Consider the following 14,229-nt stretch of genomic DNA (forward strand, 5'->3'; position numbering starts at 1 on the left):
AGACCAGCGCGAAACCAGCGATACGCAGTCACCCGCGCAACACCATTGCGCTCAGCCCACGCCGCCAGATTCATACCTTTGTTCCTACCGCACACCACTGACAACTACCGACCACTCAACCCGCAACAGCTGGCAGCCCCTGACCAGGTGGTGACCAAACTTCGGGCTTTCGGCAACGCGGGCCTGCGCCATGTGGTGCTAGCTCCGGTGTCCGGTCTGGTGACCAAACGCGCCGAGCTCTATGGACTGTGGGCCACCGGGCGGATCGCGCGGTCACTTTGAGAGCGGATTTCGCAGCGGCCGATCCGACGCGACATCAGTGGATCCGGGCGCTACTGCCGAGGCCGATCTCCAGGACGCTGCCGGTGATGACTCCGGGGTCGGTGACCAGGTAGACCACCCCGCGACTGACGTCCTCGGGCTGCAGCCACGGCAGCGGGATCGGGTTGGCTTTCATCATGCGGCGCACCAGATCGTCGGGAACGTCGTCACTTCCCGTCGGCTGCACCATCGGGGTCTGGGTGGTGGTCGGGCAGACGACGTTGACCGTGATGCCCTCCTTGGCAACCTCCAGGGCGAGCGACTTCGCCAGTCCGATGACACCCCACTTGGTGGCGTTGTACGCGGCGAGTTCGGGGATGCCCATTCGCCCGCCCATCGAGGATGTCACCACGATCCGGCCGTAGCGCTGGCGGCGCATCACCGGTATGGCCGCCCGGAGGGTATGAAAGGTGCCGGTCAAGTTGGTGTCTACCAGCTGCTGCCACACCTGATCGCTGACTTCCTCCAGCGGCCCGGTGCTGACGATGCCGGCATTGGCCACCACGATGTCCAAGCTGCCGAGGTCGTTGAGCGTCTGCTCCACCGCAGCGCTGACCTGGGCCGGGTCGCGGACGTCGAGGGTGATCGGCAGGCAGCGCCGGCCCAGCTCTTCCACGAGTTTGGCCGTGTCGCGTAACTGCTCCTCGGTGCCGAGTGGGTAGCTCAGGTTGGGCACCGGTGCGGGCACGTCGCCGACGACGATGTCCGCTCCTTCGGCCGCCAAGGCCAGGGCATGTGCACGCCCCTGACCCCGAGCCCCGCCGGTGATCAAGGCCACGCGTCCATCCAAGGCACCCATAGGCGGCAACGTTAGCAGCCATGCCCGGCCATCGACGCAGCACCGGCTGGGCCACGAAACCGGTTGCACTGAAGGCTATTTCGCGTTTGCCGTCAGTTCAGCGGGCTATGGGCGAACGCGCCGGGGAACGTAGACGCCCCTTACGCACCCATGACCCCGCGAGGTAGCTTCGACGCTCGGCGCGGCCGCTGGCAGCCGCCGTCCTGGCAAGGCCGGTCGTCCTCCCCATCGCTGTCGTACTGCGTCTGGCCAGGGGTCAGCGGGTCGGCGTGTGCCATCGTGCTCGCCCGTCGCCACCACCACGCCTGCCGCGAATGCGCCGGCTATCAACACCTTGAGAGCGACCACCGGAATCGCCTCCTCACACCTAGCGGCGTGATTTAGATAAAACTCTTAACTTTATACCTAGTATCGGTTTCGGGGGAGCGCAGGCTGCGAAGGTTCAACCCGCTTCGTTTCAGCGTGAGATCGCCGACGACTTTTCGCCGGCTGGGGCCTCCTGGCGGCAACCCGGCAAGTCGTCGGGTGGTTCGACACGCAACACCTTGGCTATCGGCGCGTCGGTGGACGAGTGCAGCGCGATCGACAGGGCGATGGTGACCGCGACGATATCGAAAACCAGCTCCCTGTTGCCTATCCCCGTCTGTAGCCCCAGCAGCCCGTAGACGACGGAGGCGAAACCTTTCGGCCCGAACCACGCCGCGGTCAGACGCTCTTGTCTGGTTTGGCGTGTCCGCACCAGGGACAGCAACATCGCCGCCGGCCGGACTATCGCGATAATGACCACCGCCAAAACCCAGGCGCGCCAGGTAAATCCCGACAATCGTTCCGGGGTGAGCAACGCGCCGAAGACAATCAGCGCAGCGAACTTGGTGACCTCCGACAGCAGATCGCCGAAGCGTTGAAACTCCACTGCTGCGACGTGGTCGAGGGTGGCGAGCGTCGAACCGGCGGCAAAGGCGGCGAGGTAGGGGTTGGCGTGCGTAAGGTGGCAGCCGGCATACACCACCACGGCGATCGCAAGGGGGCCCAGAGGCTGCAGGTGCGGTTCTGCGGTCAGTATCTTCGCCCGCCACGCCAATGCCGCGCCTGCCGCCACGCCGACGCCGAGTGCCAGCCCGAGCACCAGCTCTACCCCGACCTTCACCAGTTCGGACCCGGCGCTCTGGGCGGTGGCCAGGAAGATCATCACGAAGGGCAGAGCCAAGCCGTCGTTCAAACCGGATTCCACATTGAGCAGCCGGCGCAACCGTTGCGGGATGTCGGAGCGCCCGACGATAGCCGCTGCGAAGACGGGATCGGTGGGGGACAGGATGGCCCCGACCAAGAATGCGGTCGGCCAGTTCAGGCCGGCAAGGAAATGGGCCGGCACCGCGATCCCGATCATCGTCAATGGCATGCCCATCCCCAGCGCGCGTCCCGACAACGACCAATTTTCGCGTAGCTCTTGAAGATTGGCCCGCTGACCGTCAGTAAACAAGACGGTGAACAGCGCGACGTCGGCAAGCGTGGCGACGAGCGGGTCGTTCGGGCTGATCTTGTCCCAGGCGAGGATCCCCGGCCCGAGTACGGCGCCGGCGACGAGGAACATCAGCGCACTCGACAGCACGGTCCGGGCAGCAACCCCGGACAGCGACACGCTGATCAGGAGGACCAGGCCGAACGCCAGGATAAGGGTCACTGAAACTCCATTTCGGTGGTGGCAATGCTCAGCCGCTACATAGCTTCCTTGATTCCGCGGCGAATCAGCCAGACGTTCGCCGGCCACGCCGTCGCGAACCCGATGATCATGCCGATCTGCATCAGAAACCAGTACGCGGCGGTGTCGGGAGGTAGCGGCGAAGCCGGAAACAGCAGGAACGACATCACGGCCATCCAGCCGAACAGCCCCACCTCGAATGCGGTCAGCGACAAGACGTCGGCCTTGGCCGCTGCTACCATGCCGTCGCGGAACCCCAGGCCACGCATCGGGGCAATCGCGTAGTACTGGAACAAGATTCCCAACGCCAGTGCGGCCACATAGTCGCCGACGTACTCGGGCAACAGAGCACGGCCAAGCAATTCCACACCCAAGGCGAAAACCGCGAACTTGGCGATGATGGCGATGATGGCGATGATGTCGCCGAGGGTGCATCCCGCGCCACAGTGACTGACCCCGATGGCGGTGGTAGCCCACTTCGGTTTGTCAGGCGGACGGTCATGCTGGTGCCGTCGAAGCCACCGCCGGCTGTTCGGTCGGCCGTATCGCCAATACGTCCACACCGCGGCCGGACCGAAGTACCGCGCGGTAATCGGCCAGACGGCTTCCATAATGCCCATTCGCTGCCGGTAACCGCGAGCGTAGACGTCGATCAGGATGATCACCGCCGAGGCGAAGCCTGATGTCAAGCCGACCGATGCGATCGCGGTCAACCAGGTAGGCGGCACCATCATCGGATTCCGATGGAAATCATGGCGCGACGGATACGGTCGACTGCCACCTCGCTCGGATGGCGCGGGTCGACCGCGCGTGTGCGGTGAGCTCGGCGGTTCCGACCGCCTCAAGTTCAGCGCGGTGGGCGGCGATGACCCGGTGAGGGCTACGGGGGTGTCCTGATGCTGCGACGAGCACGCTGATGCCGTCCTAGGATAGCCGGATGGCAGCCGAAAGATACAGTGGGGCAAGCCAAATGGCATCATCGACAGCACTGGTCAGGTATGTCTCTCCCGGTTGCGGGGCGTCTGTGAGGTCGTGTGCTAAAGGTTTACCCGGGGCGGCGGACCCGAAACTGCTGAGCTTTTACGCCCCGATAGCCGCCGCCGTGGTAAATGCCGAGGTCTGCGCGCCTGCCGCGGGTGCATCATCTCGGTGCTGGGTCGTGCAGAACCCGAGAGGCGGGGTCAATCCCAATAACCACAGCCGATGAGGATATTGCACGAAGCGCGCTTGAGTACCGCCGCAGATCCACCGACCGGACGGGTTGTTGCCGCCCTGTAGACCCCGAAGAATCGGCCGCGCTCGAAGCGCTCAGTGGCGAGCGGCGACGCCGGCGACGCCGGCCAGAACCGCGCCCGCCGCCACCGCCAGCGGTATGGCGTTCTCGCGCAGCCACCACTGGGCGCTGACAGCGTGCGAGCGACTGTCGAAATCGCCATGCGCGCCAAAATCTTTGCCGTCTCCGTCGTCAACCGGCTGCCATAGATTGGCGTCTTGAGTGTTGGGTTGATCGGTCTGCTGCGACGAGTAGCCGTTGCGGGCCAGATAGCGGTCGAGCAGGGCTGGAAAAAGCCGCTGGCCCAACAGAGTCGCGGTGGTGCTGGCGCCCACCCAGTATTCCTTTTGCCTGGGGTGTTTCGCCGCATAGCAGACCGCACGCGCCGCGACCTCCGGCTGGTAGATCGGTGGTACCGGTTGCGGCTGTCGCGGCAGCCGGGACAACACCCAGGAGAATTGCGGAGTGTTCAGCGCCGGCATCTGGACGACGGTCACGCGGACGTTGCTGTTGTCGTGTAGCAACTCGGTGCGCAGCGACTCGGTGAATCCGTTGACCGCGTGTTTGGCACCGCAGTAGACCGACTGTAACGGGATCGAGCGGTGGCTCAGGGCCGACCCGACCTGAACGATCGTGCCGTGATCGCGGGGGCGCATGCGCCGCAGCGCCGCCATGGTGCCCCAGACGAAGCCCAGATAGGTCACCTCGGTGGCGCGGCGGTATTCCTCAGGAGTGATCTCGTGGAACGGGGCGAACACCGATGTGAACGCCACATTGACCCATACGTCGATCGCGCCGAATCGGCTCTCCACCTGATCGGCCGCGGCATCGACTTCGTCGAAGCTGGCGACGTCGGTCGGTATCGCCAGCGCCCGCCCGCCGGCCTGCTCCACTTCCGCAGCTGCCGCATCCAGCCCGGCCTGGCCGCGGGCCAGCAGCCCTACTCGGGCACCGTGTTTGCCGAATTCGCGGGCGGTTGCACGCCCGACACCGGCGCTGGCTCCGGTGATAACCACCGTCGACGGAGACTTTGCGAGGGTCACGGTATTCTCCTTTGCTGCTGCGTTCTGCGGGGCCGGCTGTTCGGCTGGATGCGGCAGCTTGCCGGAAACCGCGGACATGACTGTGTGGACAACCGCCCGCGTTATCCAGCCGCGCGTCCGGCATGGCCGGATCGCTCATCGAGACGCTGGGCGCTTCTCATCACGCCAACCGGTTACCCGTTGGGCAGGTGTTGAGTCGCGGAATTGACGAATGCCTCTCAACGGGGGCGTACCGCCGGCCTGCGGTGCCGCGATGAAACCGGGGGACATCCGATCTACCGTGGTAAGCGCCCTTGGATGGTGAACGGAGGGATGCATGTGTTGACCGGAGACATGTACATCGCCGTAGTCGTCGTGGTGGTTGCCGCCCACTTCGCCTACATCGCCTACCTGGTGGTCGGCGGGTTTGTCGCGTTGCGATGGCGTCGGACGATTGCCTGTCACGCATTCGCGGTGGCGTGGTCGGTGGTGAGCGTCACCGGGCACCTAAACTGCCCGCTGACGGGCCTTGAGCGATGGGGCAGGGCCCATGCCGGGATGGCGCCGCTGCCGCCGGACGGTTTCATCGCGCACTATCTCACCGGAGTGGTGTATCCGTCCGGGTGGTCCGGCCCCGTCGTGATAGCCGTCTTCGCGCTCGTCGCCGTCTCGTGGATCCTGGCGTTCGGGTGGCAGGCGTGCCGCCGAACAGCCGATGCGAAGAGCAGGCGGCAGGCTCACGGCCTGTCCGAGATCGCCGGGTAAATTGCTGCGGCTTCTCGTCGCAGTCGTCACCGCAGGTGACCGCAGCAAATTTCAACGTCGCTCCTAATATACTGTGCCCCAATGTAATTCGTCTCAGGCCGAGGCCGACACCGCCACTTCGTCGGCACGCCGGCGCGGGAGGTGGTTTCACCGTCGGCGCTCGCGGGTATATCCGGGTGCGGTTAGCGGATGCGGTTACAGGGCGCCGTCCCGGTCGCCCGAAATGCGGGGTCGACGTCCATGACACACCTCGGTAAAGGCGAGAGAGTGGCCGATGACTGCGGTCGAGGAAATGCGGCACGACGGATACCCGGCTCACCGCCGCAAGGTTCGTTTCGACTGGTCGCACACCCCGTTGCACTGGGTTCCCGGCGATCCATTCAGCACACACATGCTCAATGAGCTGCATTTGTTGCTCCCAGCCGGCGAGCGGTGGTTCATCCGGGTCGTTGACGAGGCAGCGCCGTTGGTCGACGACCCCGAACTCGCAGCTGCGATCAAGCCGTTCATCCAGCAGGAGTCCTGGCACGCCTGGGCGCACCAGCTCGTCCTCGACCACCTCGCCGAGCAAGGCATCGACACTCAGCCCTACACCCAGCAACTGGAAAGTGGCTGGCCAAGCTGGGAAACCAACGCACCAACTGGCCCAAGCCGTTACAACGGTGGTGGCTTTACCGACGGGTGGCCGATGTGGCGGCACTGGAACACTTCACCGCGGTGCTCGGCCAGTGGGTGATTCAAAACCGGGGTCTCGACTATGCCGGCACCGACCCGGTCATGCTGGATCTGCTGCGCTGGCATGGGGCCGAGGAGATCGAGCACCGCTCGTTGGTGTTCGACGTCTACCAGAACATCTGCGGGAACTACGTGATCAGAGCCTTCTCGATGTTGATGACGGCGCCGCTGTTCGTGTCGTGGTGGATTGCCGGAGCCCGTTATCTGATGGCAAACGACCCGACCATAGACGCGAAGTGGCGTTGGCGGGACTGGCTGCGGGCGGCCCGCCAGTACAAGCTGCCCGGACCGTGGCGGATTCTTGTGACGGTGCCGCCCCGCTACCTGCGGCCCAGCCATCACCCGAGCACCGAAGCGTCGACGCAAATGGCGATGGACTACCTCGAACATTCGCCCGCCGCGACCGCTGCCCGGGAGAAAGGCGCTCGGGCACAACCAGATCCGGACGACGACCACTCACCCGGGTAAGAGCGGTAAGGTAAGCCGACCCGCCACCCGGCAGGATGGGAGATTGCAGAGTGGCAACCTTACGGCGGTACGTCGTCATTCAGCTGATGATGTTCGTGTTCGGCATTGTCGGGCCGATCTTTTTGGTCGTGTTTTTCGTGTCGCAGCCGGATCCGACCCTGAAGTGGGCGTACTGGATCGGGCTCTTCGTCACTTACGCCGACGTGATGATCGCGCTCGCGCTCACCGCCGCGGGCGAGGACACCCAAGGCAAGCCCCTGGCCGGCAGGCGCAGCAGGCAACGCCCCTGAACCGGGCTTTCCTCCTTGGCGTCCCATGGCGTCCCATGGCGTCCCATGGCGTCCAAGCGAAGGCCAGGTGGAGCACGGGCAGATTCGATACGATGCCTACTATTCCCAAGTGGGCCGTGCCGTTACCGCGCGGCGATCGATCGCAGTCGTATTGGTGCTGCTACGTCAGTTGCCGGCCACGAATGAAAGTGACAAGGCCTGGCGGTCGGAACGCGTAGCGGTTTTCGCATCGACGACGTACCGTGGGAAGCAACGATCTCGCATGCGGCCACCGTGGGCCCGGCAGCTACGCGCCAGCTGATGCACCAAGAGTCACCGCACGTGCCGTGGCTGAACTCGAGACCAACTCACCGAGCTGAAACAGGAACAACTAGGAATATGAAAGCCCAGTTGCTGACACGGCTGGCCCGCAGAGCCTCCATCGAAGTGGCTCGTCCTCCTCGCCGATATCCGCAAGACGCTATAGATGCGGTGGCACAACATGTTTCGGCTGGTTCAGCGAAGCCATGCTGACGTTACCCGGGCTGGTGAACGCGGATGCGGTGCGGCGGTACTTCCGAACGACGCTGCCGTCTGGCACGGTTGCGGTGATTGTCATGGAGCCGTCCGATCGGCTCAGCCACCAGCGGTTACATCGGCTGGTGGACTCGTCGTTGGCACAGCAGGACCGCTCCGGTGGCCGGTTGGCGGGAACGCCACTGGGACTACTGGGAAAGCGCTTGCGGCCGCAAATCGATGAAGACGCACCAATGTTGCGGATTCACAACACGACGATTTGCGCACCGGGCGGGCAACGTGAGTTGGCCGACCTGATAGCGCGATTGAGTGTCGAACCATATGATCGCCCGGAGGCCGGGTGGAAGGCCTGGATCATTGACGGTTTGGCTGGTGGTCGGTGGGCGCTGGCGGTGGTGACGTCGCCCGCACTCGATATTGCCCGGAGCGGCCCAGAGTACGTATGGTCGCGGCTACTTCGGTCGGGCCCGCACGAGGACCCCGCTGATGATCCTCAGGCGACGGGGCCGGGCATCGGCGCACCGCGCCTCGACGAATTCGTTTCAGACACCATTACCGGGCTCCTGGAGAATTATGTCAGGAGCCTTTGGCTGACGGCTGCAGCCGCAAGCGGCGCGGTGCAGGCCGCGCGCGGTATGTTGTCCGGCTTGGGCGAACTCCGTCAGATGCCACCGGCAGTGTCGTCGAGGAGCGGGCCGGTGCCGGACAGTGTGTTCAACGCGCCGCTGACCAGGAGGCGGACCGTGGCCTTCGCCTCGATACCGCGAGCCGACTTGGATGCGGTGAGCCATGCGTTTGGGGGTACTGTCACCAACGCTTTTCTGGCGGCGTGCACATTGTCCTTGCGTGGCTGGCTCGAACGCTACGCCACTGTGCCTGACGAGCCGCTGCTGATGCGGGTGCCGCTGCCGTTGTCAGGGGGCGATTCCGTAGCTTGTGGTGATGCGCTGGCCGTCGGGCGAATTGGTATCCCAGTGCAGCTCAACGATCCAGTGCAGGTGCTTGTCAATCTCCACACCGCCACCGACAGGCTCAACTCAGCCAGGCTGCGCAACGCCGAAAAGTCAAGTCTCAGCTTAGATTTGGCACGACTCACGAAGTCCTTACCGCGACCTGTCCGTCACGCGGCGAAGCGACTCGATGCCGGCCTGGGCTTGTGGCAACGGCACCCGGAAAACTGTCATGGCAACGTATCGTATTTCTCTGGCCGGCCGGCGCCGGCATACTGTGCAGGTGTCAAAGTTGTTGGTATGCAAACGGTGGATCCGCTACAAGGCTGCGGGTTGAACATCGCGGTGACCGCTCGCGGCGACGTCTTGGATCTGAGCGTGTGCGTGTGTCCGGACAACGTACCCGCCGTCGATGACATCGCAACCGGTATCGCCGATTCTGTCGACGTTCTCGTGGCGGCCGCGCATGAATTCCCTCGGGGGCAAGGCCGCTCAGTCGTAACGCAGATGACATCACATGTCACGAAGCATTCGCTCAACCGGCGTCATTAACTGCGGTGCTATCTGGGTCCGAACTAGTTGAATAACAACCTAATCGCAGGCGCCTATTGTGCCCACGCAACTAGTCATGGAGTAGACAGTCGGTTGTCGAGGCGTTATTGCGGGTGGCAGCCGCCACCATCGAGTCATGTGCGTGGTGCGGGTCGGTGTGATGGGGAACAACCAGCAGGACGATCTTCTTGTTGACCCCGAACACTTCGATGGTATTGGCCGGCTGCCGGTAGTATCCAGACAGTTTCACCATTCGTTGACCGATACGCAGCTTTGTCGGTGCTTCCGCCCATTCGGCCAAGTGGTATGTCACGCGGTCGATGGGTCCGAGCCGTACGGACAGTACTGCCAGCAGGTCGGGTAATTCAATCGGAAGATCGTCACCGTGCGGCCACCATGCCCCATCGACGTATCCGGTAGTGGGTGCCTTGGGTTTCAGGCGCAGACGCGGGGTGTTCTCCGGCGGGGTGTGCCTGGAACCGGCTGTGGTTGAGTCTGGTTTTCGCGTCATCCGACGCTCCTGTCTTGGCCGCGATCCGGCCAAACCAATTTATCGGTGATGACGCAATCTCAGATGGTCGCGCGCGAGGTACCGCCGATGATCAGATACTACTCGCAGCCGACAGCCGGAGCGCAGCCGCTTGTTTGCAACGTTCGGCCATCTTGTATCCCGGCAAGCTAACCGACGATTTGCTTCGAAAAGCGATGCGCGCCAACAATGTTCAGGCGAACCGACTGGCGAGCCTGATGCGCCATGCCCACCGAAGCAAGCTGCTGTTTCAGTGGGGTTTCGGCTTCAGTACATCGTCCCTGGCGGCAGTATGTTCTGCTTTGGCGCGCTTGGCGGCGCGTTTCTGTTTGAGTGTCTGGTTGGATTTCTTGCCTAGAGATTGGCGGGGAGACTTATCGGACACGACTGGCCCCTTCGTATGGGGCCTGGCTGGTCCCGATTTCAAGATCGTACGCCGCTCCGCCGGATAAAGGCTAGTGCAGCCAACCGAGAGGTGGGCCGGCGGGACACTGCCTGCCAGCCCACCTGACGAAGCGGTCTCTTAGACGGGTGTCACTCCCGTCGCCTGGGGTCCTTTGGCACCTTGGCCGACCTCGAATTGAACCCGCTGGTTCTCCTCGAGCGACCGATAACCGCTGCCGAGTATTTCTGTGTAGTGAACGAATACATCTTCTGCACCGCCGTCAGGAGCGATGAAACCGAAGCCTTTGTCGCTGTTGAACCACTTCACAGTTCCCTGTGTCATACCTTTTCCAACTTCTTTCATTTTAGATTGGATGTACGGAAACGACATCCACCCTCAAGGTAGCACGTTGGGGCGGTGCCCCGTACCATGAGCGCACCCTCGCCTCATCACTGATGAGTTAGCCGTTCGCTCAATATATTTCAAATATGTCGTCGTTCGAGTCGCCGGGAGGTGTAGCGTCGCCGGTGAACGTGTATTTGCCAACCTGGATCCTCTGGTGTGACCACAACGGACGTGACGATCATTGATTGGCTTCGTTTGTCGATCCCTCACATGTGTGTGCCGGGTCAGACCTAGGCGAAGGGTTCTGCAATGATCTCCTTGAACAATATCGGGATTGCGCACCGGCAGTGGCGGTTTCGTTGATTCCGACCGACTGGGGGCTGGCCGCCCACCCTGGTGTCATCGCCGGAACTGCCCGCGTGATTCCGTTGGCAACCGGGTACGCTCCGTGAAGGCATCGGTACCCGGACGCCGCCTGGCCAGCCCGGTCCGGCTTACCTTGGCGACCGCCCTGGGCGCACCATTGGACGGGGGATGGTGGCCGCACAAGGCTTCGATAGCGCGGGAGCTTCCCGAACTGATTGATATCCTGTCAACGCGGTTGGGCGACATTGCGGCGATCAGCATCAACTGGTCGTCGGTGGCAGGTTCGCCAGACCTGGACTTGCTGAGCTGCATGAGGATGGCCAACCCCGGCGGAATCATCGGCCACCAACGGCTGATGAGGGTCACTGGCGTTGAGGCGTCGGCAAATCTCCTCGTGGTGCCGTGCAGAACTTCACCTGCCCTCGCCATCATGGTGTTGCGTCAGGCCGCGACCCTGCCCATCATGCCTATCGAACGCAACACTCAAGCATTTCGGGCCGGCGAAAAGATTGTGCGCGCCGCTCGCGCTGAAAGGTTCTTGCGTAACCATCGGTTCCGCGACCCCGGATCGGCGCAGACAGGGAATTCAGCTTCCGTCGTGGACTGATTGAAACATCTCCTACCGCGGCGCCCTACGGGACTGTTGCGACGAAGCCGCGTCGACTACGGAACTCTTTGAACCGCTTGGTCTCTGGCGTTTCCCGATCCGGGCTGGCGTTGTGGTCGGCCGTGGTGCGCCTCCGCCGGTTTCGCCCCCGCAGTGGATCCGAACCCGTGAACGCGGCGGCACACTGCCGGCTGTGCCGGTGCCGACCTAGACTTGTACCGATGGGCGATTCCAGGTCACTGCCGCGCGGACCTCGGCTGCCCCGGTGGGTGCAGGCCTTGATGATGTTGACCCGCGGGTCGCATTTCGTGGCCGCCTGTCACCGCCGCTACGGGGCAGTCTTTACCCTGCGGGTGGCCGGGGTGGGAACCATGGTCTATCTGGCTGACCCGGCCGACATCAAGACCGTGTTCGCCGGCGACCCGAGCGTCTTTCACGCCGGCGAAGCGAATTCGATATTGCGGGGGCTGCTCGGCGACACCTCGCTGCTGGTGATCGACGACGACGTGCACCGGGATCGGCGCCGCATGATGCTGCCGGCATTCCACCGCGACGCGGTCACGCAGCAGACCGGGCTGATGGCCGAGATCGCCGCGGAGAACATTGCTACCTGGCCCGTGGGACGCGATTTCGCGGTGGCGCCCAAGATGTCCGAGATCACCCTCGAGGTGATCCTGCGGACGGTGGTCGGTGCCAGCGACCCGGCCCGGCTGGCTGCGCTGCGCGACGTGATGCCCCGGCTACTCAGCGTGGGTCCGTGGGACTCGCTGGCATTGGTCAAGCCCGAGCTGCTGCGCCATCGCTGGTGGCGACGGGTGCGTCGGCGCATCGGAGAAGCGGACCAGTTGCTCTACGCCGAGATCGCCGATCGACGCTCTGACCCCGACCTCGCGACACGCACCGACGCCCTGGCGATGCTGGTCCGCGCCGCAGACGACCACACGGGTGCGCTGACCGACGCCGAGCTTCGCGACCAGTTGATGACCTTGCTGGTGGCCGGCCACGACACGACGGCGACCGCGTTGTCCTGGGCGCTGGAGCGGCTGACCCGCCACCCGGCCGTCCTCGCCAAGGCGGTACGGGCCGCCGATGCCAGCGCGGCGGGGGACCCGACCGGCGACGAGTATCTAGATGCGCTGGCAAAGGAGACGCTGCGGATCCGCTCGGTGGTGTTCGACGTGGGCCGGGTTCTGACCAGGCCGGTGGACCTGGCCGGTTATCGACTGCCCGCGGGAACCATGGTTGCTCCGGGGATTGGTTTGGTACATGGCAGCGCCACGCTATACCCCGAACCTGACCGGTTCGATCCGGATCGCATGCTCGGCGCGACATTGAGTCCGGTCACGTGGTTCCCCTTCGGCGGTGGTAACCGGCGCTGCCTCGGGGCGACCTTCGCCATGGTCGAGATGCGGGTGGTCCTGCGGGAGATCTTGCGGCGGGTCGCGTTGACGACCAGCACCGCATCCGGTGAACGGCAGAAGCTCAAGCACGTCATCGTGGTGCCGCATCGCGGCGCGCGCATCCGCGTCCGGGCGATCAATGACGTGCCGCCGGTACCGCGGGCCGCGGTCCTGCCGGCGACTCACGGCGCCAGCGGCGTGAGCTGAAGCCCTTGGTGGTGCAGATCCGCAAGAGGGAGGTTTGACGGCCTGTTTGCGGTGTGCGTCTGCCGCCGGTATGGCGTTGCGCTGCAATGTAATTGTGGTGTCGGCTATGGGGATTCGTCCTCTTCGTCGTCGTCGCCGTCGCGGAGCAGCTTTTCGGGGTGGTGCATGGTGTTGGTGCGGGGTTGGCCGCGATCTTGGTGGGTTGGGGGGAGCCATTCGGTGTCGCCGTGGGTGTTTTTGCGGGTGGTCCAGCCTTGGTCGGCCAGTTTGTGGTGGGGTCCGCAGGCGAAGGTCAGCTGGTTGATGTCGGTGGTGGGCGACTCGGCGTAGGGAATCACATGGTGGACTTCACAGTAGTAGCCTTTGACGTCGCAGCCCGGGGCTGAGCAGCCACGCTCCCTGGCGTACAAGACAATTCGTTGTCCGGGTGAGGCCAGCCGCTTGCTGTGATACAGCGCCAACGCCTTGCCCTGATCGAAGATGGCCAAATAGTGGTGGGCGTGGCGGGCCAGGCGGATCACATCCGACATCGGCAAGGTGGTGCCGCCGCCGGTCAGTGCGGTGCCGGCGGCGGCTTGCAGATCCTTGAGGGTGGTGGACACGATGATGCTGGCCGGCAGCCCGTTGTGTTGGCCCAGGTCTCCGGAGGCCAGCAGCGCGCGCAGCCCGGCGGTGAGCCCGTCATGGTGGCGTTGGGCGGCCGAGCGGGTGTCGGCGTCGATGGCGTCTTGGCTGGGACTGCCCTCGACACAGGGGGTTTGGGATTCGGGGTTGCACATGCCCGGGGCGGCCAGCTTGGCCAGCACCGCCTCCAGGGTGGCGCGCAGCTCGGGGGTGATCAGCCCCCGCAGCTCCGACATGCCATCGGCTTGCTGGCTGCCCAGGCTCAGGCCGCGTCGCCGCGCCCGATCCTGATCGGTGTAGCTGCCGTCGGGGTTGAGGCAATCGGTGAGGGTGGCGGCCAGCTCGGCGAGTTGTTCGGGGCGAAACTGGCTGGCTT

Annotated in this window: 16 protein-coding genes and 1 pseudogene; 9 read left to right on the forward strand and 8 right to left on the reverse strand. The window is 64.2% G+C overall.

The genetic code is table 11. The features are described from left to right. Window positions 1–74 (reverse strand): annotated as a pseudogene (locus EET03_RS03315) (IS607 family transposase); the annotation flags it as partial. Between the two features lie 76 nt (window positions 75–150). On the opposite strand from EET03_RS03315, the gene EET03_RS32255 reads away from it, so the two are divergent. Further along, window positions 151–282: a hypothetical protein gene (locus EET03_RS32255; protein WP_279637582.1), complete on the forward strand. Its 132-nt coding sequence runs from the start codon at window positions 151–153 to the stop codon at window positions 280–282. A gap of 34 nt (window positions 283–316) precedes the next feature. Here the strand turns inward: EET03_RS32255 and EET03_RS03325 are convergent, their stop codons facing one another. The 4 genes from EET03_RS03325 to EET03_RS03340 form a co-directional block, all read right to left on the reverse strand. After that, a complete protein-coding gene (locus EET03_RS03325) occupies window positions 317–1,120 on the reverse strand; it encodes a mycofactocin-coupled SDR family oxidoreductase (protein WP_075541251.1) in 804 nt (267 codons plus the stop codon). 457 nt (window positions 1,121–1,577) lie between these two features. After that, on the reverse strand, window positions 1,578–2,801 hold the full coding sequence (locus tag EET03_RS03330) for a cation:proton antiporter (protein WP_099193952.1): 1,224 nt from the start codon (window positions 2,799–2,801) through the stop codon (window positions 1,578–1,580). A 35-nt stretch (window positions 2,802–2,836) separates the two neighbouring features. Further along, entirely contained in the window at window positions 2,837–3,532 is a 696-nt protein-coding gene (locus tag EET03_RS03335; protein WP_244232223.1) for a DUF4396 domain-containing protein, read from the reverse strand. A 595-nt stretch (window positions 3,533–4,127) separates the two neighbouring features. Further along, a complete protein-coding gene (locus EET03_RS03340) occupies window positions 4,128–5,135 on the reverse strand; it encodes an SDR family oxidoreductase (protein ID WP_244232224.1) in 1,008 nt (335 codons plus the stop codon). A 321-nt stretch (window positions 5,136–5,456) separates the two neighbouring features. Between EET03_RS03340 and EET03_RS03345 the strand changes: the two genes are divergently transcribed. The 5 genes from EET03_RS03345 to EET03_RS03360 all read left to right on the forward strand — a co-directional run bounded on the left by EET03_RS03345 (window position 5,457) and on the right by EET03_RS03360 (window position 9,390). Beyond that, window positions 5,457–5,879 carry a DUF2784 domain-containing protein gene (locus EET03_RS03345; protein WP_321182443.1) on the forward strand — a complete coding sequence of 141 codons (423 nt, stop codon included), beginning with the start codon at window positions 5,457–5,459 and terminating at the stop codon, window positions 5,877–5,879. A 274-nt stretch (window positions 5,880–6,153) separates the two neighbouring features. Then, window positions 6,154–6,615, forward strand: coding sequence for a metal-dependent hydrolase (locus EET03_RS32260; protein WP_279637583.1), 462 nt, complete (start codon window positions 6,154–6,156; stop codon window positions 6,613–6,615). Further along, window positions 6,501–7,082 carry a metal-dependent hydrolase gene (locus EET03_RS32265; protein ID WP_279637584.1) on the forward strand — a complete coding sequence of 194 codons (582 nt, stop codon included), beginning with the start codon at window positions 6,501–6,503 and terminating at the stop codon, window positions 7,080–7,082. The genes EET03_RS32260 and EET03_RS32265 overlap by 115 nt, the downstream gene beginning before the upstream one ends. An 86-nt stretch (window positions 7,083–7,168) precedes the next feature. Then, entirely contained in the window at window positions 7,169–7,372 is a 204-nt protein-coding gene (locus EET03_RS03355; protein WP_341868750.1) for a hypothetical protein, read from the forward strand. 527 nt (window positions 7,373–7,899) lie between these two features. After that, window positions 7,900–9,390, forward strand: coding sequence for a wax ester/triacylglycerol synthase domain-containing protein (locus tag EET03_RS03360; RefSeq protein ID WP_167470575.1), 1,491 nt, complete (start codon window positions 7,900–7,902; stop codon window positions 9,388–9,390). Between the two features lie 70 nt (window positions 9,391–9,460). Here EET03_RS03360 and EET03_RS03365 read toward each other — a convergent pair whose 3' ends face one another. Next, entirely contained in the window at window positions 9,461–9,901 is a 441-nt protein-coding gene (locus EET03_RS03365) for a DUF5994 family protein (protein WP_075541248.1), read from the reverse strand. Between the two features lie 14 nt (window positions 9,902–9,915). On the opposite strand from EET03_RS03365, the gene EET03_RS30020 reads away from it, so the two are divergent. After that, entirely contained in the window at window positions 9,916–10,371 is a 456-nt protein-coding gene (locus EET03_RS30020) for a hypothetical protein (protein WP_167470574.1), read from the forward strand. Between the two features lie 71 nt (window positions 10,372–10,442). On the opposite strand, the gene EET03_RS03370 is transcribed toward EET03_RS30020, so the two are convergent. Next, window positions 10,443–10,646: a cold-shock protein gene (locus EET03_RS03370; RefSeq protein WP_036412397.1), complete on the reverse strand. Its 204-nt coding sequence runs from the start codon at window positions 10,644–10,646 to the stop codon at window positions 10,443–10,445. A 451-nt stretch (window positions 10,647–11,097) separates the two neighbouring features. On the opposite strand from EET03_RS03370, the gene EET03_RS03375 reads away from it, so the two are divergent. Further along, a complete protein-coding gene (locus EET03_RS03375) occupies window positions 11,098–11,622 on the forward strand; it encodes a DUF5994 family protein (protein ID WP_082274451.1) in 525 nt (174 codons plus the stop codon). 221 nt (window positions 11,623–11,843) lie between these two features. Then, complete coding sequence (locus tag EET03_RS03380; RefSeq protein ID WP_099193954.1) at window positions 11,844–13,229, forward strand: cytochrome P450; 1,386 nt, start codon at window positions 11,844–11,846, stop codon at window positions 13,227–13,229. A gap of 104 nt (window positions 13,230–13,333) precedes the next feature. On the opposite strand, the gene EET03_RS03385 is transcribed toward EET03_RS03380, so the two are convergent. Next, a partial coding sequence (locus tag EET03_RS03385) for an HNH endonuclease signature motif containing protein (RefSeq protein WP_136625641.1) occupies window positions 13,334–14,229 on the reverse strand: 896 nt, incomplete at its 5' end.

Origin of the sequence: Mycobacterium innocens, from assembly GCF_900566055.1 — a bacterium.
GTDB classification, from domain to species: Bacteria; Actinomycetota; Actinomycetes; order Mycobacteriales; family Mycobacteriaceae; genus Mycobacterium; species Mycobacterium innocens.

Coding starts and splice junctions, on each gene's coding strand:
- EET03_RS03370 (WP_036412397.1), bottom strand. CDS start 10,646: ATGACACAGGGAACTGTGAAGTGGTTCAACAGCGACAAAGGCTTCGGT.
- EET03_RS03355 (WP_341868750.1), top strand. CDS start 7,169: ATGATGTTCGTGTTCGGCATTGTCGGGCCGATCTTTTTGGTCGTGTTT.
- EET03_RS03380 (WP_099193954.1), top strand. CDS start 11,844: ATGGGCGATTCCAGGTCACTGCCGCGCGGACCTCGGCTGCCCCGGTGG.
- EET03_RS03325 (WP_075541251.1), bottom strand. CDS start 1,120: ATGGGTGCCTTGGATGGACGCGTGGCCTTGATCACCGGCGGGGCTCGG.
- EET03_RS32260 (WP_279637583.1), top strand. CDS start 6,154: ATGACTGCGGTCGAGGAAATGCGGCACGACGGATACCCGGCTCACCGC.
- EET03_RS03365 (WP_075541248.1), bottom strand. CDS start 9,901: ATGACGCGAAAACCAGACTCAACCACAGCCGGTTCCAGGCACACCCCG.